This window comes from Nocardia sp. NPDC056952, from assembly GCF_042674185.1.
Taxonomy (GTDB): domain Bacteria; phylum Actinomycetota; class Actinomycetes; order Mycobacteriales; family Mycobacteriaceae; genus Nocardia.
In genome coordinates, this window is record NZ_JBHURA010000002.1 from 763,770 (window position 1) to 781,521 (window position 17,752).

Genomic DNA, 17,752 nt, shown 5'->3' on the forward strand with positions numbered 1-17,752 from the left:
GATTTGTTGGCGGTTCGATCTTGAGGAGTAGCGGAAATGACTCAGCCCGACCCGGAATCTGCCGAACCGTCACTGCCCGCGCTTGTCGCTGCGGGGGACGCAGCCAAAGCGCTGGCTGTCCTCGGAATCACTGTCGAGGAGGTGTACGGGGCACTGCTCAGCGGGGAGCAGGCCGCTGCTTCCACGACGCTGTACCACCCTTCGATCTCCCCGGGTGTGTTGCGCTGGATCGAGACTGTCGCCACTTTCCGGCGGCTCAAGGTGGAGAACGACGAGTGGATTCTGCGTGAGCCGGCCAACTCGCCCCGGGTGGTAGCGCCTGATGAGCAGGTTTCGGTCATGGTCATCACCGGCAATTCTCTCACTGGAACTAGCCGTACTCCGTCTACGCGGCATAAGAAGGGGCCTTCAACGGCTCGTGCAGTCTCCGAGAACCAGAACCAGCTCGTGTTCGAACTGGAGTTTCAGGTTGATTCCAGCGGCGAGATTTCTGATGCCGTCGGCCCGCTGACGTGGGTGCTGCTCTACTATCGGGCGTCGGATCCGAACGAGACGCGGGTCGAAGTATCGCTGCCGCGTACGATCACGGAAGGTCGCATCTCGGCCTGGAAGCATCGGATCATCCTTCCTCCGCTGTCGCACGAGTTGTCACTGCCAGAAGGTGAGCGCGACGATGACATCGACTTCCCGATCATTAGCCGTGGACGATAGTCGATCCGAGCCGTCCCGAGTCCTGCTGGCCCGGCAACGTGCCGGGCTGACCAAAAGTGCCCTGGCCAAAATGATGGCGGTTACTCCGCGCACGATCTATGAGTACGAGAGCAAGGGCGCGCCTGCCTCTGCACTTCCCGAACTGGCACAGGCGTTGGGATGTACCGAACAGTTTCTGGGCCGTCCAGGGGTTGAAGCGCTGTCTGCCGATCGGGTGTTTTTTCGTGCTCGGCGCAGTGCTACAGCCGCGCAGCGCGATGCGGCGACAGCGGCGGGCGCTCTCGGGATCGAGCTCTATGAATGGATTGACAAGCATTTTGAACTGCCGAGGGTGGACCTTCCCGAGATAGACAATTCGGATCCGATCAGTGCGGCAGCGGCGGTGCGGGCTCTTTGGGCATTGGGGCTGCGCCCGTTGCCCAATCTGGTTCAGTTGGCGGAGTCTCGGGGAGTTCGTGTCCTGTCTCTGCCGCCAGGATCTGAACTCGTCGATGCGTTCAGCGTGTGGTCCGGTGGCCGCCCGTATGTGTTTCTGTCGATGGCGAAGACGCCGGAGCGGTCGCGGTTCGATCTGGCTCATGAACTCGGCCATCTGATGTTGCATCCGGGTCTACCCGTGGCCAACAATGACATCGAGCGCGAGGCGGATCGCTTCGCGTCGGCGTTGCTCATGCCCGAGGGCTCGCTGCGGAGTGGGTTCGGCAGAGAGCCATCGGTCAACGATGTTCTGCGGCATAAGCGCTACTTCGGAGTTTCCGCGATGGCGCTCAACTATGCGCTGCGACAAGCAGGTCGGCTAACGGAGTGGGGGCATAGACAGAACGTCGTGAAGCTGTCGCAGCTCGGCTATCGATCCGGCGAGCCGAACGGGATGCCGAATCACGAGAAGTCGCGGGTATTCGGCACCATCTTTCATGGACGCGAGGGCAGGTCACGAGTTATCGACGCAGCAACAGAGCTAGGCATACCAGTCACTGATATTCATGCTTTGGCGCTTGGCGCTGCACTGCACACTGTGGCCGTGGACCACCACTCTGGAGAGGGATCGCCGCCGCAGGCTGCCGCGGATAGGCCGGCTTTGAAGCTGGTACGTCAGGGCCGCGCCTGAGGCGGTGTGATCGCCGCGATCGCCGACCGCCACCACGCCGCGGCCCATCCCGACCCGACGACCGGCAAGAAGGCCCGCGAGGTCCTGGCGGGGAACCGCTTGGCTGCCGCTGGCATCGAGGTGACAGATGCCGCGGACGGCCCACTCAATCAGTCCCGCAGGCCGCAAAGCCGATCGTGCTGCACACATGTACTGTCCCCGCCGTGCGATGATTGGGGACGTCAGTCGCCCGGCGCGGGCCGTTCGGCTTATAGCCTGTCTTATGTGGCGGCCCGTGCCTTGGCGAGCTTCTTGTAGCAAGTCAGTGTCGCTGCCAGGGTGAGGAACCCACAGTAGTGAACGTCCTTGCGGTCGTAGCGAATCGAGAGCCGGTGATAACTGCCGAGCCAGGCGATGGTGCACCTGAATGACCCACCGGTGTCGGCCGAGATGTTGGCTGGACTCGATTCCTTTGCGGGCGATACGGACGGGCCCCCTCTTTGCTCGAACCGACGCACTGTCGACCACGACGCGCGACCAGTCGAGCATCCCTTGCTACCGAGCTCGTCGAGCACGACGCAATGTAGTTGTCGCCATAGGCCGCTTCGGTCCATCTCGTGAACCGGCGATGGGCGGTCGGAACCGTGACCCCGAACGAGGGTGGCAGCAGCCGCCACGCACATCCGCAACGACAGTTTGTCGGTCACGACCGAACATCCTGCACCACATCAGATTCCGGCTAGATCGCGCTACCTGTCTACGACGTGAGACATCCTCCGACCTCCGAGCGAGATCGGTTGGTACGCCAGGGCTTTGTCGACGATCTGTTCGGGGTGAGGGATGCATTCGAGGTATCCCATAAGGTAGTCGCTGATTTTCGGATCGGATTTTTCAATGCCCTGGCCTTCGGAGATTCTGGTTGCGAGATCGATCAGGGTGTGTGCGATCCAGTTCGGAATAGTCGCCATCCCAGCGGTGTTGCAGATCGTATCTACGCTTCGCCACGTGCGGAGCTCTGCAAGGAATCCTACGATGAATCCCAATATTCTATTTCCCGTTGCGCGCGGCCGACCATTGCGATTCGAACTCTTCTGCGGAAATCTTCTCAGCATCGAACTCCGGCTGTGACCCGATCTCATCGACCGACGCGATTTCGATTTCAGCCAGTCCGATCGCGGGCGACTCACGATTTTCATCGGCCCACTCACGACGACCGTCACGATAAAATTGCACGCGGCGTGCCTCCCAATTGTCGTCGCCAACTTCATGGAAGTAGAGGATCGGCTCGTCGTCGAAGTCGTGGTGCCACGCAACCTTGAAGTATCTCACGCTCCAGTCCCTCCTGTGAGTCCGATGGTCCACCGTCGGGGACGACGAAGACGCCAGGCCTTGCTGGTGTGACGTCGAGTCCGGCTAGTTGATTCCGCAATTTCTTCCCAGCCCAGAGTCTGTGAGTGAGGCTCAGATGTCGGTTGGGAATATGGATATTTCGCTGAGAGAAGCGCAAGCCACTTGGTCGACATGGATAGTGGGGAGTGGATTGCTAGCTTCGAGTAAGAGGCTTCCGGGTTTGAGGTCGAGTGCAACGATTCCGTCGTCGAAAACGGTTGTGACTGTACCGCAAACCCTGAGTTGGCCATCTTTCAGATAGATTCCCTCTGTAGGTGCGCCGGAATCATAAACGTGAATCTCTGAGACTTCGTCGCCCAGTTCGATCTCCACGTCGTACTGGACGCCCGCTACTCCGGGGTTCCGTCCGGCCCACACTGCGGGCCAATCGCCGCTGTGTGATCTGACCATTCCCGATGTACCGGTCGGCATGTCGCTCAGCAGGGTTACCAGCATCACCATGTTCCCTTCGGGAAGGGCACTCGGACAACTCGGTTGTCGAGGTGCCACGCGTTTGCGGATGGATTGTAGGTCCATGTTTCTTCGTGGTAGTGAAATTTAGTTGGCCCGCTGCCCATTTCGTGATTTCCGAGCCTGATGCTGCGGGTTCCGTCTTCGGAAACGATCCGGTTCGGGTCGGGCAGTCCAGTGCGGGGGTGCAGGTTCGTGTGTTCGCCGGGGCCGAGGAACTCTTCCCATCGAGCAGGTACATCGACGGGCTTCACCGGTCTTGGATCGATGTGTTCCTGCTGCAGAACTGGTGCGTTCGCTTTGGCCTGGTCGGCTGCTTCACAGCCGTCCGGCATGAGGCCGAGCGGATCGGTCCACCTTGTCGGGTTGTGCGGATAGCCGTATGGATTGGGCGACGGGGCGAGTCCGAGTGGGTCGGCTGTCAGGAAGCGTCCGCAGCTCGGATCGTAGGTTCGGAATGAGTTGTAGTGGAAATCGGTTTCGTCATCATGGTATTGGCCAGAGAATCTGAGAGGTGTACTGAAGCTGCCGCTCCAAGTAGTCCTTCCCCACAGATCAGTCGTTGCCATCCCGTTGATCTCGGCAGTCTCCGGCATAAGAGACTCGGTCGGTAAACCCGACTTCCCGGAAATGAGAGCGAACAGTTCACCCTTGCCCGACATGGGTGAAATGCTCTCGGACTGCGCTATTGGTCGGTACGTTCCTGGTTCGTACTGCCACCGGGTGATGCTGTCCGACGTCTGCTGTTCGAGGAGGTTCGCGTGGTCATAGGTGTACTGGACACGCTTGCTGAATGAGTTTCCGGAATCGACGGTGCACTGCTTGGTGATTCTGTGGCCGAGTGCGTCGTAGGTGTATTGCCACCATTCCCCAGTAGGAGTGAAGACATCGGTGAGCTGGTCGAACGCGTTGTATCGGTAGTGCCATACGTTGGGTTTGCGGGAGATTCGGGTGGTGACTTTGCGGATGAGGCGGCCGGCGGGGTCGTAGTAGTAGTGGTTTCGGCCGTCTCGGGTGAGGAGGTTGTTGTGGTATTCGCGGCCTTCCATCCGTTGAGGGGAAGATGCCGCGGGTTCGGGGTTGTCGGTCGGGGTGGGGAGGCCGGCGGTGATGTTGCTGAGGGCGTCGTATTCGTAGGCTTCGGCAACGATGTTGTTTCGGGCGATGGAGTTGACTCGGCCGATGGGGTCAAGTGTGTAGGCGTTGTGGATCGGGGCTTCGTGCGGCCGTGTGGTGGTGTGGTGGGAGAGGAAGCCGTCGGGGCGGTAGGTGTAGTCGTCTCGACGGATCGTGGTCGGGCTTGGGCGGGCCTTGTGGGTCTCGCCGAAGTCGAGGGAGAAACTCTCGGTGGGAAAGCCAGTGACTTCTTGGACGGCGATATCGCCAGTGGGGGTGAAGGCGCGGTCGATTTGGACTTCGCCGACGCGCCATCGGGTGAGGCGCCCGGTCAGGTCGTGAGTGAAGGTGACATCTGTGCCGTCAGCGGTGAGGGCGGTGACTTGGTGCAGTGCGTTGTGGCGCCATGAGGTGACAGCACCGGTGGGAGTGGTGCGGCGAATTCTTCGGCCGAGATGGTCGTAGTCGTTTCTCAGAGCGGGTTGGTCGTCGAGTTTTTGGGTGACGATTTGGCCGGTGGGCGTGTAGGTGAACTCGTTGGTGTGAGTGCGGGTTTCGTCGGTGCCGGTGATGGCGGTGAGGATTCTGCCTGTGGTGTCATGGGTGTAGGCGAGGTATTCGCCGGAGTCCGCGGTGATCGAGGTGAGATTGCCGAGCGTGTCGTAGCGGTGGTGGCGGGTGATGCCGGTCGCGGGGGTGACGGTGGCGACACGGCCGGTACTGGTGTGGGTGAATGTTGTAGTGGCGCCGGTGTAGTCGGTTTCGGCGGTCAGGCGGCCGGCAAGGTCATACTGGTAGGTCCAGCGTTGGCCGAGGGGGTTGATGACGGCCGTCAGTTGGCGTTCGGTGTTGTACAGATATCGGGTGGTTGAGCCGTCAGGGTCGGTTCGGGTCGCGATCTTGTCGAACCCGCCGTAGGTGTAGCGAGTGGTGCCGCCGTTGCGGTTGGTATGGGCAAGGAGGTTGTTTTCGCCGTCGTAGGCCCAGGATTCGGCGAAACCATCGGGGTCGGTGCGGCGAGCCGGTCGGCCTTCTGGGGTCCACTCGTAGCGCGTGGTGTTGCCGAGCGGGTCAGTTACCTGGGCGGGGCGGCCGAACCGGTCGCGACGAATGGTGGTGGTCGCACCGTAAGGGTCGGTCACGGTGAGGGGGAGCCCAGCTGCATCGACGTCGATGCGGGTGACCGCACCGTCGGGATCGCGGACTTCGGTGATCGCTCCGCAAGCTCCGTGCGTGTATTCGGTTCGAGCGCCCACAGGATCAGTCACCGCGACGAGGTTGCCCGCTTTGTCCCACTCACGGTGTGCGGTCGTGCCATCGGGGTTGGTGATCGTGGTCGGGCGGTTCGCGTAGGCGTACTCGATGCGGATGTCGGTGCCGTCGGGGCGGGTGATCGTCGCGACATCGCCGTCTTCGGTGTACTGGTAGCGCGTGACCGTGCCATCGGGTTCGGTGACGGCGAGTGGTTTGCGGGCGGCGTTGTAGTCGATGTGGCGGTGTCCGCCGTCGGCGTTGCGGAAGTCGCGCAAACGTAGGTCGTTGTCGAATCCGTAGCCCGTAACGCCGCCGCGGGAGTCTGTGAGGCGGGTGAGGCGGCCTGTTCCGCCGCCGAGTTCGAGGTATTCGAAGTCGGCGTTCATGACGCCGTCGGTGCCGCGTTGGGCCGTGACACGGCCGGATTCGTCGTAGGTGTTGGTGACCGAGCTGCCGTTGGCGTCGGTCCACGACAGCATGCGATGGTGTTCGTCGTAGGTGAAGCGGGTGGTGCCACCGAGACCGTTGACGACGGTGGTCAGGTCGCCGCGCTCGTAACCGAATTCGCGTACGCGGGTGAGAGTGTCGAATCCATCTTCTGCGGAGGCGACCGAGATCGCGGTCACGCGACCGTCAGCCGACTCCAGGACGACGCGGTATCCACCGGAGTGGGTAACTTCGGTCGGGTCGCCGTTGCTGTTGTAGTGAAACCTGATTCGATTGTGGTGGCGGTCGGTGATCGCGGAGATCGCGAAATTGCCCAGGAGGATGTCCAAGCCCGCGAGGGCTGGTTCTGGTGCGAAGTGCCACACCAATTCGCGGTCCGGGTCCCACAGACGGTACCCGCCGATGTCGGTGCGGGTCAGTTTCCACCGCTGGCCACCGGTGGCCGGCTCTACTCCGACACCTACTTCGGCGTGCGGGTACGCCAGCAGCATGCCATCTTCGAAAATGACAGTGACGCTGTCGGATTCGACGACGACACGCATGTCGAGGGTCGCTGACCACGATTGGCCGAACCATCGTCCGAAGCGGTAATTCGAGTGATGGGCACGCTTGAGCGCCAGCCGAAGAATGCCTGGCAGATCGAGGTCGGTCAGTGGCAGCAGAAACTCGCCGGTCGCGACGTTGACCGGGTCGCCGCCTTCGGTGGTCTGGTCACGGGTCGAGTTGGTTTCGGGCGGATTGGTCGTGGCCGAGTCGCCGGCGCTGTCCTGACCGTTTCCACCGTTGTCGTTGTCGGCGCGAAGTTCGGGGTTGTTGTTCGGGTCGGGGGTATCGCCGTCGCCGTTGTGAACGTCGGGGTTGGTGGTGGGTTTGCCGGAGTCCTGGTCGCCGGGTGCGTTGTCTTCGTCCTTGTGTGTCGGGGAGTTGTCGTGCTGGTCGGGAGTGGAATCGTGGTTGTCTGGGGAGGGTGGTTCCTGGTTCGGGCTGCCACCATCGGTATCGGGAGTGGGTTTGCCCGTTGGTGATTCATCGGTGCCGTTCGGTGACGTCGACCCATTCTCCGGCGACCCGTGGTCTGGTGTGGGTGAGCCCGGCTCTGGGTCTCGTGGGTTGGTGGTTTCGGGGTTCGTCCCGTCACCATTGTTGGACGGTGCTGAACCGTCAGCAGCGTTGTTGGGGTTCGGATCCGATGTTGCAGCTGGGTTTGTCGACGGGGTTTCGCCTGCCTGCCCGGCAGTATTGGGTCCTGGGCTGTCCGGCGCTGTGGCTGCTGGGTTGGTGGCCGGCGAATCACCGTTATGCCCCGCAGGGTTCGAGCTTGGTGTCGACGGATTGTCCGGCACGTGGGCGGCGGGCTGAGTCGGCGCGCTGGGCGTCTCGGGCGCGTGCCGACCAGCCGCTCCTGCTGCGTTGTCGAGGACATTGCGGCCGGTGTTCGCCGCGTCCACAACGTCGGAGGCCCGATTGACTGTGGTGGCGGCGCCTTTCGCCACGCCACCGGCGCCACCTGTCGCGACGGTGGTCAACACGTCGCCGGTGAGTGCACCCAAGGCTTCGGACGGGTTGGTCTTGAAGGTCGACAGCATTGCCGCAGCAGTGGCTTTCGGGTCTGCCGCGGCGATCACCATGCCGGTGCCCATGTCCGACATCTTCGACATGTACTCGGCGGGGTGGGTCATGTTGTAGATGTCGAACGGGGTGACCGATCGGACGAACTGCACCATGCCGGTCAGTGAGGTTAACAGCCCAGACGAGAAATTGATCTTCGCGTGCTCGATCGCGGCACCGAGGTCTTCGAAGTTGCTGCCCCACCGGGATAGGAAGGGCGGTTCCGTCGGCGCGGTTTCCGTGGCTGCGGTGATCGCTGCCACCGCCGCATTTGCGGCGTTATCTCGTTGGGTGCGAGCACCATTGAGGATCGCTCGTGCCTCGTTGCGGATATCGGTCCACGTGTCGGTGAGGTTCTTGCCTTTGCGTTGTTCGTCGGTTTGGGCGTTCCAGGCGTTCTTGCGGTCGCGTTCCTCGCGGTCGGCGGCTTCCCATTTCGCGACTGCGTCCGCGGCTTTGGCTTGGGCGGCGGTGACCTCGTGGTACCAGGTGTCCAACGCGGTTTTGGCTTTGGCCATCGCGTCGGCGCCGTCCCACCACAGTTTCGGCTGTTTCGCGAACTCGTCATGGAATGCCGAGGAGGCTTCACCGGACCAGTCAGCGACATCGATCTTGCGCAACGCGTCACCGGTTTGGTCGATCGCGGTACCGATCTTGCCGAGGTGCTCGGCGACTTCGGAGATCTTGGCGGGGTCTCCGCGGATCAGTTCCTTTGGATCGGTGGTTTCGCCGAGCTGCTTCTCCGGCACTGCACCACCGGTCGCGTCGACGACCTTGTCGCCGAGATCGTCGAGCCAGTTCGACAAGCCATCGGCGCCGACAGCTTTCGCGACCTTCGACTCGGCGTCGAGGACGGTGTTGTAGGCCTGGCCGACCTTCTCGGTCGCCGTTTCCAGGCCGTCTTCGATCTTGTCGCCGAGACTGTTGACGAAGTCCCCGATACCCACTACGTGTTCCCCCCACGAGCTGCTTGTTGTGCTTGCTGGATCTCGGCGACCTTCGCGGCCACCCCCGTATCGGGTACGAACATGTCGCCGAGGCTGTCGCGGTCGGGCACGTCATCGGAGGCCAGGTATTGTCCGACCTGCCCCAACGTCGAGACGTTGTCGCCCATATGCGAGAACGCGTCACCGAACGACGACGCACTGTAGTCAGGATTTCTGGCGGTGTTGAAGTTGCTGTTCTCCCATACCTGGCCCCAGTCCATCTTCTCGATGTCGGCCTTGCTCAGGTGCGGGTTGCCCGCGAGGTGGGTGAACATCTGCTTGAACGTGTTGGAGATCTGCTCGTCCATCTCGTAGTAACGACCCGCCGACAGGTCGAGGACCTCGGCGATCTCGTTGCCGGACTGGACCAGCGCGCGTACACCCCACGACCAGCGTTCGGCGAAGGTTTCGAAGCTGGTTTGGACGTTCGCCGTGCCTGCTTCCATTGCCGACATCGTCAGCTGAGCGAACCCGCGTCCGACGGCGCCGGTCTCGCCGACGCCGAGCTCGGACAGTTCGCTGATGATCGCGTTGATACCGGTCGCGGCTTGAGTCAGGAGGGCGGGATCAACATTCAAATCCGCCATCAGCCGCGTACACCATCGGCCGATGGTTCCTCGTCGAGACGAGGCGGGAACGCCATGGGCGCCGCACCGAGCATGTCCACGGCTACCCCGGTCGGCTCCGGCTGTGCTGCGGCGAACTCACGCAGACGCCGGCCCAGGAACGTGTGGAATCGGTAGGACTGATCAGCAAGTACGCCGCGCGCGGACATGAACCGCGCGTACTCCTCGACGCCGGTGAACGCGCACAACCACGCCACACCACCGGACTCCAGCGTGAACACCCGATCCTCGGGCCCTGTCAACGGCACCAACAATGCCGAGGACTCGAACGCTGCCGCTAACTCGCTCGGTACTCCGAACCCGGCATAGAACGCCGCGATCTCCGCCCGCAGTCGGGCAGAGTCAACTTCGATCACTGCCATGTCCGCTCCCAACTTCCCCTCGGACACACCGGCCAGCCACCCACGTTAGCGAACAGCCAGGCTCAGATCCAACGACGGTACCTTCTAATTTGCCCAGCTCCTGGTTCGCTACAGCCAGGGCCCGTGCCTGGTCCGACTGAATCCGCGGCGATGAGGCTGACCAGCGTCCGCCCGCAGGATCGCTCGCAGCGCGTTGCTACAGCGCACGCGAAGAGTCCGCAACTGCGCTCGTTCGCTCTGCCAACAACGCTCGTGGTCAGTACACCTAGCTACTGACGGTCGAGCACGGAGGGGAGTGCTGCACGATCTGGTGACCACAGCTAGGCAGCCCGAAGGGCTGCTGGGGTCCACCATGTCACTCTATGGGCACTTCAGTGACATAGCTGCTTCCATCATGTCACTTTGAGCAAGTGATTCAGTGGACGTCGGCGGCAATCTCCGTCGAGACTGCCGCCCTAGGAGCTGTCGAGGAAGTGCCCTTGACCGGCTCCCTTTGGGCCAGGTCCGTTTGAAGTTTCCACTCTCGTTCTGCGGAGCGGTCCGTCAGCTCCCTGGCCGCGACTGCGACGCCGTAGGACGTCGCAGTCGCTGACATATCGGCGATGCTGGATGGTTCGTTGACTGGAATCCGGTCCTTGGTCCTGGCGGATTACCGCCTGATGTCAGGGTCGATGTTGTAGGGGAGCAGTAGGGGGTGTGGTTCCTGTGTCAGTGTTGACAGGGCGGTGGCGATTTCGAACAGGTCGGCTTTGACGTAGGTCGCGGTGGTGCCGTGTCGGCGGGTGTGGTGGCCGGCGTAGGCGCGTGCGGTGGCGTAGCCGAAGGTTCGTTCGACCCAGGTGAGGGTGGTGTGGCGTAGCCAGTGGGTGGTGATGTGTTGGGTGGCGACCCAGGGCAGGTGGGTGCCCAGGCGTGTCCAGAGGTGGTCGTATCGGCGGGTGGTGATCGGTGTGCCGCGCCGATACCGCAGCAACTGACCCCCGGGTGGGCTGCCGCGGTGTTCGGCATGGTCGGAGAGATGCCACATCAGAGTCGGCGAGATCGGTTGCCACCGATCCCGGCCGCCCTTTTCTCGGAGCAGCACGAGGCAGAGTTCGGTGTCGAGGTCGTCGGGGCGCAACCGCAGGGCGCCTTCGCGGCGGCATGCGGTTTCGATGTGGAGTCGCAGGATGAGGCTGTCGAGTTCGCGGTCGTTTCCGGTGACGGCGGCAACCTGGCAGATCTCGGCCAGGTGAGCAGACGGGATCGCGCGCCGGTGTGAGGGTTGTCGGGTGGGGATCGTCAACTGGCGGGCGGGGTTTCGGTGGGGCTGGATCCAGTTGTTGTTCTCGGCGTAGCGGTAGAGGCAGCGGGCGGCGTTGACGAAGTGTTCGCGTGCGCCGGTCCCGTCGCGGCTGCTGCGGTTGATTCTGCTGCTCGCTTGAACGTCGTGGGCTTGCCGGTCGAGGTCGGCGACGGTCACCTCGTCGAGTCGTTGGTTGGGCCAGGTGTTTTCGAGTCTGTCGAGGTGGACGTGGTAGGTGCGCAGGGTGCCTGGGGTGAGGGTGGATCGTAGTTGCGGAATGGTGTGGGCGAAGGTGGGGCATTCCGGAATCGTTGCCAGCAGGTCCGACGGTGTTATTCCGATCTGGGACAGCAGGATTCGGGTCGCCTCGATCGCGGCGGGATCGGCGGCCGGGTGAGGGTGTGTCGGGGGCATCGGTTATGCCTCCAGCAGTCGTTGGTGGTTGCCGAAGAACGCGTGGAGCGCTCGGGGTGGGTAGATCGCGAGGTGGCCAGGCGTGAGGTGCGCGACGAGTAGGACTTTGTCGCCGATGTGGAGTTCTGCTCGGCGTCGTTGCCGGAACGGGACCCGGAAGTAGCGGTTGGTGCTGACTTCGGCGATGCCGTGCTCGGCCCGGGTGACGAGCAGGACACCGTCGTAGACGCAGCGGATACCGAGCCGGATTGTCGGGGGCCAGTCGAGTGCGTCGAGGAGTGCTCGGTCGTGGATGCGTCCGGCGGCGCCGACGGTGCACATTCCGTAGGCGATGTCTTTGACTGTGGTGGTGGCAGTAGTACGGGCGGTGCCGCGTAGGCATTCGATGAGTTCGTCGAGTGAGGTAGAAGGTGGCACGATCGGCGCGATCAGCATGACCGGGACCCCCGTTCAGCAGCGAGAAGGTCACGGGTGCCGTCGATGGCGTGGTGGTTCACGGTGTGTCTTCGGTGTCGAGGCACTCGACCGCACGGCTCGGGTGCGATCAGCCAGACGCCGGTGCGCGGATGGGTGGAGGCATTCGAACAGGCGATTGAGGGCTTTCCACAACACCTGCGAGCGTGTGAACAGGTTCTTCCTGTCGTGGCTAGAGGCAGTCGGTGCGTCGAACCACGGTGGAGCGGTTAGCTATCCGTGAATATTGGTCGACGCTGCGACCACGCTAGCGCGGAGTGAGCCGTGTCGGTACGCGTGCAAGAGGGCGTCTCATGTACAGGTCTGCGGCGGAAGCGATAGTGAGTGGAGCAGGGTTCCGGCCAGTCGAAGCGCTGGTTCGGCCCGTAGGTTGCGGGCCGAACCAGCATGCACCACGGCTGGGGTATCGGCCTCGAGCGGCTTGCGGTACATCTCGCGGAACTGCGAGTGCATGCATCGTATCGGTTTAGTGCTAACGGCATTCACACCTCCAGCAGAAGGCGACGGGGGTTGGATCTGCTCGGTGACCCACGGCTATGGCGCTGGCGCGAATCGTGGGCGCCGCCCGACGAATGTCGCGCACGAAAATGGTCTCGAGCTCGACAACGATAATCTGACTCGGGCGCAGACCGCGGCACGGTCTCCTCCCTGCACACCCCAGCGTAGATGAGGCCATTCCGGGTCAGCACGCCATCGGGCTGCGTCGCGCCAGCGCAGATGCCATCGCCGCACCATTAGGATCGCGTGCGCTCGAGCAGAACCGTAGCACCGAGCTGGTGGCGTAGGACTTCGCGCACACGAAAAATATCCTCAATCCAGGCGGTGTCGCAGGTCGAAACTCGTGCACAACCGGTTTCGAAGTCGGCGATCAGAAACCACCCACCTCTAAGGTCGCGACCGACGGCCTACGATCGGCAACGTGGCTGAGGTGATCGATTACAACGACCCTGGACTACTGACAAGCCTGCATGGGAACAACCCAGTGGCGATGGGGCCAAATTTCGGTGTGGCATCAAGCATGAGTCTCATCGCACTGGCCGAGATGGACGACACCGACATGCTCGACACCGACATGCTCGACACCTACGTCGAGGCACACATCCACGGCCCGGTCCGGCTCGATCGCGAGGTCGAGGCGATCGTGCTCGATCCCAGCCACGGTGGCACCGGTATCGAAACCGCCGCACGGCGCCTTCCGTGTGCTGTCGAGTGGCATAACGGATTTCACCTCAGCGTCGGTTCTCTTCTTGAGCACCCTGAGTATCGCGGGGTGCAGTATGTGGACCTTGGTACTTCGATCGCGGTGAACGGCGTATTGGACGCCTATGTGCTCGGAAGGGCCGCGCAGTCCCGCGAATACGATGCCCAGTCATTGAAGAAGGTCTGGCACTATCTCGCTCGCTTCGGTGTGAACGGGTCCGGAAAACACAACGCACTGTAACGCCGCTGGGCGCGCGGTCACGAGGTCCGCATCAGCCGCGACCCGCGCGTTCGAAAAACACGAGCATCTGTCGCGGACTGGCTAGATGGGATCGCGCTGCTCCGGTATGTGGGCAACCTGCGGTGAGCCACCGCAGTACAGTGCCGAGGTGGCTCTCACCGTGGAAACCCTGACCGAGGTCGATGACGAGATAGTCGACTCAGTCAACCGATTGCTCTCACAGCTGTCGCAAACAGCGGAGCGATTGGACCGGGACGCGCTGGTGCGGTTGGTATCTGTGGAGTCCACCACGGTGCTGTACGCGCGCAGCGACGATCGGATCGTCGGGATGCTCAGCTTGGTGATGTTCCCGATCCCCTCAGGTCTTCGAGCGCGGGTCGAGGACGTGGTGGTCGACGACTCGGCGCGAGGGCAGGGTATTGGTGCGGTATTGATCGAGGAGACCAAATCCCGCGCTGCTGCCGCCGGTGCCAGGACATTGGATCTGACTTCGCGGGCGTCGAGGTCGGCGGCTACCCGCCTGTATGAGCGGCTCGGATTCCAGCCGCGTGAATCACGTGTTTACCGCTTCGCACCATTCGGCTGACCGCCAGCAGCAACGCACGCTCATGCCGCGACCCGCGCGATCCCGAGGGCCTCCGCACCAGCCGCCAACGCACTCTTCTGCGGCGGGTCGTCCTGCGCCGCCGTGATGGCCAGATCGTCCCCGGCCGACTCAAGGACCAGATCCAGCGACCAGAAACTCAGCTCCTAGTCGGCCTTGATCGAGTACAACAACCATTCGGTTCCGAACCTTATCCCGCGACCCAGGATCCTGGAGTAGACGTGTTGGTCAGCCTGGCGGCTGTGCGGACTCACGTTCGGCGAGGAAGGTGTCGAGCAGTTCGAAAAGCACTGCGAGGACGTGTGTCTCCTGCTCGGTGGTCAACGTTGTTGTGAAGTCCCAATCAGGCACGGCGATCTGCTTTACCTGTGCCCACCAGACGAGGTTCGACCCAACTTGGTGGTGCTCCATCAGCCATTCGCGCCACCCCTCAAGGCATGGCCGACCACAGCGGCGGGATGCCATGTCGTAGCCCTCGATGTAGGTGAGGACTCCACGCAGGTCGGTGTAGCCGATGTACATCCCAGTTCTCTTGGCGAACAAGGTGAAGAACTCACGATCGGTCTGGTCGGCTAGGTCCTTCGCTGATGGGTCATGTGCAGCCCCGCAGGTCTTCTTCATTCGTCGATCTTGCCGCAGCCCGACCAGCGCCACCCCATGCCGTTGCCCGTCCATGGGGCGCGTGGCGGCGGCGAAGAACCAGCGGTCCTCTCGATGCCATGCCGGGTCTTGATCGAACCTCTCAAAGGGGTACGACGGAACACCGAGCAGCGGACATACATACGTCCAGTGTGGTCTCGGTTCGTCATCCAAGCGAGCAAGCTCACTGTTCTGCCGCGACCCGCGTGGTTCGGCCGGCCGGAGCGAGGCTCGGCCCAACGCACGATAGTGCCGATTACTGTGGAAAGGGCTGGGTTGCTGACCGGCTGTGCTGACGAGTTGCAGACGGTCTGCGAACATGATGTCGTGCTGGACATTCGCAACGACCCGGTCCTTATCGAGCTCGCTCACGACATCGACGCGCGTTGTCGGCTGCGTGGGTCCTTCCAGCTGCGATCGGGAATTGTCGCCGATGAATACTTCGACAAGTACTTGTTCGAGGCCGATCCTCAATTGCTGCGCCGGATCACCGAACGGATGGTCGCTCTGGTTCCGGAAGACACCGAGATGCTCGGCGGCCTTGAACTGGGCGGCATCCCGCTTGTCACGATGCTGAGCCAGTTGACCGGACTGCCCTCGCTGTTCGTCCGAAAAGCAGCAAAAGCCTATGGGACCCAACAGCTTGCCGAAGGCGGCGACGTGCAAGACCGCCGCGTCGTATTAGTCGAGGATGTCATCACTACTGGTGGAGCGGTCGTCGCCGCTACCGAGCAGTTGCGATCCCGAGGGGCCATTGTCGACACGGTCATCTGTGCGATCGACCGCTCGACCCCGGGTATCAACCAGCTCCCGTCAGTAGGCGTAGCCGTGCGTCCAGTGCTGACCAAACAACTTCTCGACACAGTGCATCAGCAGTAGGTGCGGGGAGATCACCGGATTCGACAGATCCGGCGAGCGACACGCAGGTCGCCGGTCATGACGTGCGTTCGGTTAGTGCCAAACCTGCGGAAATGGCGCACACCGCACTGACCGAACCGGCCAGTGCCGCGTGTGGTCGAGTGTCCGTCAGACCCGCCTTCTCACAGGCAAATCGCATAGTCTGCCGCGGTGCCCAAGCTAATGCTGTCGAACCCTTTCGCACAGAAGATACTCACGGTCTGGCTCGAACCGTGGGGCTGGGATTACTGGATGCGACCGGGAGATGTCTTCATCATCGAATCCGACAACCGCGTCTCCTTCGAGCAGGCGAATAATGACCCGCCATTCGAGGTGTCGTGGCTCGAGGACGGCATCATGGTCGGTGTGATGGTCGACAGCACCGTGCGGGATCGGGACGGTATTGAGCTTGAGTGCGGCCATCAGCGGCCCTGTTGACCTCGACGGGCGGTAACCCCGTAGCTCGGGCTAGATCCGGTGCGTCGACACTGCCTCTAGACATCCTCTTCTGCCGCTGGGCGCGCGGTCACGGACGTCCGCATCTGCCAACTGCCGTGCGTCTGCTCCGGAGGCAGCCTCGGCCCGTTCGTGCCGGTACTCATCAATCTTTCGGCGTACCGTCACCTGCTGATTCTGTCCGGCCCTATCCGGGGTTGTTCGGGGTACTTGTGACAACGTGGTGACACTCGGGGCGGCCGTCGACGACTTCGTCCCGAACGTTGCTCCGGTGTGTTGGGTGATCTTACCCTGTGTCGTTGAGCTGGCAACCGATGCCTTCCCGTGCGGTCCTGTCCCGGTCCGTATCAATGCTCCCGCTGCCTTTTCGCTGCCTGCCGCTCAGCGTGTATCGCATTGTGACCGAGGTGATTCGAAGTGGAGACGGCGCAAGTCTCCGTTCCTATGGTCGACAGATGGCGTCGGTTAAACAATTTCAAGTCACCTTCGATTGCTCAGAACCTGAGCGCGTCGCTCGCTTCTGGTCTGAGGTTTTGGGGTACGAGCACCGGGGCTCATCATGTATTGATCCATCAGGTAAGGGCCCGCGCCTGCTCTTCCTGCGTGTGCCCGAAGGAAAGGTCGTGAAGAATCGGGTGCATCTTGATGTGCGGGTTGGTACCGGGCTGGTGGGTGACGAGCGCGTGGCTGCACTCGAGTCCGAATGCGCACGACTGGTCACGCTCGGTGCCGCACGCGTGCGACTACTGCGCGCCGACGGCGTCAACGAGTCCTGCCTGGTGATGCAGGATGTTGAGGGCAACGAGTTCTGTCTCGACTGAGTAGCCGAGACCAGGTGCACGGATCCACCAGCGCTCGTTTCGAACATCCGACTTTGTCCGCGACCCGGGCGATCCCGACGCCCGCGGTCCCAGCCGACGAACGCCTTAGCTGCCGATTTCCGCACAGGTCTGCCACCTCCGCGCGACCGATGACCGCAGCCGGATATGAGCTTCCGTGAGGTGCGCTGCCAGCCAGGTTGTCCTGGCAGTATGTGACTGATGAGCAAGCGCAGCAGCCGGACTCTCCGCACCCGATCCCCTCGTAGGCCGTCGGGATCTTCGCCGCGGGCGTCCAGGTGTTTGGTTCTATCCGGACGGGACAGTCCTCGATGTGCTGATCAAACCCGCGCCCACGTCGGTGGATGTCCCAGTGATCGAGACATGGCTTCGCAGGGAATCCGTTCTCGCTGGGGTTAAAGTCACGCAGTACACGCGCAGCGCGGGTAATCACGTCGCCTTCACCTCGGCCAGCCACTTCTACAACTGCCTAGTCGAGGTGGACGGTGTCTGGAGTGGCCAGCACATGACCCTGAATCTCTGTGAGGGCGGCAGGATTCAAAGCGCAGTTCGGTTCGAGAGAATCGGATGGCAGCCTGATTCACCGAGAACGCACGCTCATACAGCTGGGCGCGCGGTCATGAACGTCCGCTTCTGTCGATGACAC

The 17,752-nt window shown here is 62.4% G+C and carries 15 protein-coding genes and 1 pseudogene; 7 read left to right on the top strand and 9 right to left on the bottom strand.

Translation table 11 applies throughout. The features are described from left to right. Positions 1-36 precede the first annotated feature (36 nt). Positions 37-711 (top strand): hypothetical protein, encoded by a 675-nt coding sequence (locus ACFTS5_RS10795; protein WP_378629729.1) that lies wholly within the window; start codon positions 37-39, stop codon positions 709-711. Further along, positions 674-1,819, top strand: coding sequence for an XRE family transcriptional regulator (locus ACFTS5_RS10800; RefSeq protein WP_378629731.1), 1,146 nt, complete (start codon positions 674-676; stop codon positions 1,817-1,819). The genes ACFTS5_RS10795 and ACFTS5_RS10800 overlap by 38 nt, the downstream gene beginning before the upstream one ends. Positions 1,820-2,266: 447 nt before the next feature. On the opposite strand, the pseudogene ACFTS5_RS10805 reads toward ACFTS5_RS10800, so the two are convergent. The 8 genes and pseudogenes from ACFTS5_RS10805 to ACFTS5_RS10840 all read right to left on the bottom strand — a co-directional run. Then, positions 2,267-2,483 (bottom strand): annotated as a pseudogene (locus ACFTS5_RS10805) (transposase); the annotation flags it as partial. Between the two features lie 362 nt (positions 2,484-2,845). Further along, positions 2,846-3,127, bottom strand: coding sequence for a DUF6881 domain-containing protein (locus ACFTS5_RS10810; RefSeq protein WP_378629734.1), 282 nt, complete (start codon positions 3,125-3,127; stop codon positions 2,846-2,848). A 132-nt stretch (positions 3,128-3,259) separates the two neighbouring features. Continuing rightward, positions 3,260-3,643: a hypothetical protein gene (locus tag ACFTS5_RS10815; protein WP_378629736.1), complete on the bottom strand. Its 384-nt coding sequence runs from the start codon at positions 3,641-3,643 to the stop codon at positions 3,260-3,262. Continuing rightward, positions 3,643-9,030, bottom strand: coding sequence for a putative T7SS-secreted protein (locus ACFTS5_RS10820; protein ID WP_378629738.1), 5,388 nt, complete (start codon positions 9,028-9,030; stop codon positions 3,643-3,645). The genes ACFTS5_RS10815 and ACFTS5_RS10820 overlap by 1 nt, the downstream gene beginning before the upstream one ends. Further along, positions 9,030-9,656, bottom strand: a complete 627-nt coding sequence (locus tag ACFTS5_RS10825) for a hypothetical protein (protein WP_378629739.1) — start codon at positions 9,654-9,656, stop codon at positions 9,030-9,032. Before ACFTS5_RS10825 ends, ACFTS5_RS10820 begins: the two co-directional genes overlap by 1 nt. After that, positions 9,656-10,057 carry a hypothetical protein gene (locus ACFTS5_RS10830; protein ID WP_378629740.1) on the bottom strand — a complete coding sequence of 134 codons (402 nt, stop codon included), beginning with the start codon at positions 10,055-10,057 and terminating at the stop codon, positions 9,656-9,658. The genes ACFTS5_RS10825 and ACFTS5_RS10830 overlap by 1 nt, the downstream gene beginning before the upstream one ends. Before the next feature lie 649 nt (positions 10,058-10,706). Continuing rightward, positions 10,707-11,756 (bottom strand): tyrosine-type recombinase/integrase, encoded by a 1,050-nt coding sequence (locus ACFTS5_RS10835; RefSeq protein ID WP_378629742.1) that lies wholly within the window; start codon positions 11,754-11,756, stop codon positions 10,707-10,709. Positions 11,757-11,759: 3 nt separating this feature from the next. Next, a complete protein-coding gene (locus tag ACFTS5_RS10840) occupies positions 11,760-12,191 on the bottom strand; it encodes a hypothetical protein (RefSeq protein ID WP_378629743.1) in 432 nt (143 codons plus the stop codon). A gap of 958 nt (positions 12,192-13,149) precedes the next feature. Here ACFTS5_RS10840 and ACFTS5_RS10845 point away from each other — a divergent pair. After that, positions 13,150-13,671 carry a DUF3626 domain-containing protein gene (locus tag ACFTS5_RS10845; protein WP_378629744.1) on the top strand — a complete coding sequence of 174 codons (522 nt, stop codon included), beginning with the start codon at positions 13,150-13,152 and terminating at the stop codon, positions 13,669-13,671. Positions 13,672-13,831: 160 nt separating this feature from the next. Then, on the top strand, positions 13,832-14,257 hold the full coding sequence (locus ACFTS5_RS10850; RefSeq protein WP_378629745.1) for a GNAT family N-acetyltransferase: 426 nt from the start codon (positions 13,832-13,834) through the stop codon (positions 14,255-14,257). 246 nt (positions 14,258-14,503) lie between these two features. Here ACFTS5_RS10850 and ACFTS5_RS10855 read toward each other — a convergent pair whose 3' ends face one another. Next, the gene (locus ACFTS5_RS10855; RefSeq protein WP_378629747.1) at positions 14,504-15,088 is read right to left on the bottom strand and encodes a hypothetical protein; all 585 of its coding nucleotides are present in this window, start codon (positions 15,086-15,088) and stop codon (positions 14,504-14,506) included. Positions 15,089-15,163: 75 nt separating this feature from the next. Here ACFTS5_RS10855 and pyrE point away from each other — a divergent pair, with 75 nt between their 5' ends. The 3 genes from pyrE (at position 15,164) to ACFTS5_RS10870 (ending at position 17,088) form a co-directional block, all read left to right on the top strand. Next, a complete protein-coding gene (pyrE, locus tag ACFTS5_RS10860; RefSeq protein ID WP_378629748.1) occupies positions 15,164-15,793 on the top strand; it encodes an orotate phosphoribosyltransferase in 630 nt (209 codons plus the stop codon). A gap of 189 nt (positions 15,794-15,982) precedes the next feature. Then, the gene (locus ACFTS5_RS10865; RefSeq protein ID WP_378629750.1) at positions 15,983-16,249 is read left to right on the top strand and encodes a hypothetical protein; all 267 of its coding nucleotides are present in this window, start codon (positions 15,983-15,985) and stop codon (positions 16,247-16,249) included. A gap of 473 nt (positions 16,250-16,722) precedes the next feature. After that, positions 16,723-17,088 (top strand): VOC family protein, encoded by a 366-nt coding sequence (locus tag ACFTS5_RS10870; RefSeq protein ID WP_378629752.1) that lies wholly within the window; start codon positions 16,723-16,725, stop codon positions 17,086-17,088. Positions 17,089-17,752 lie beyond the last annotated feature (664 nt).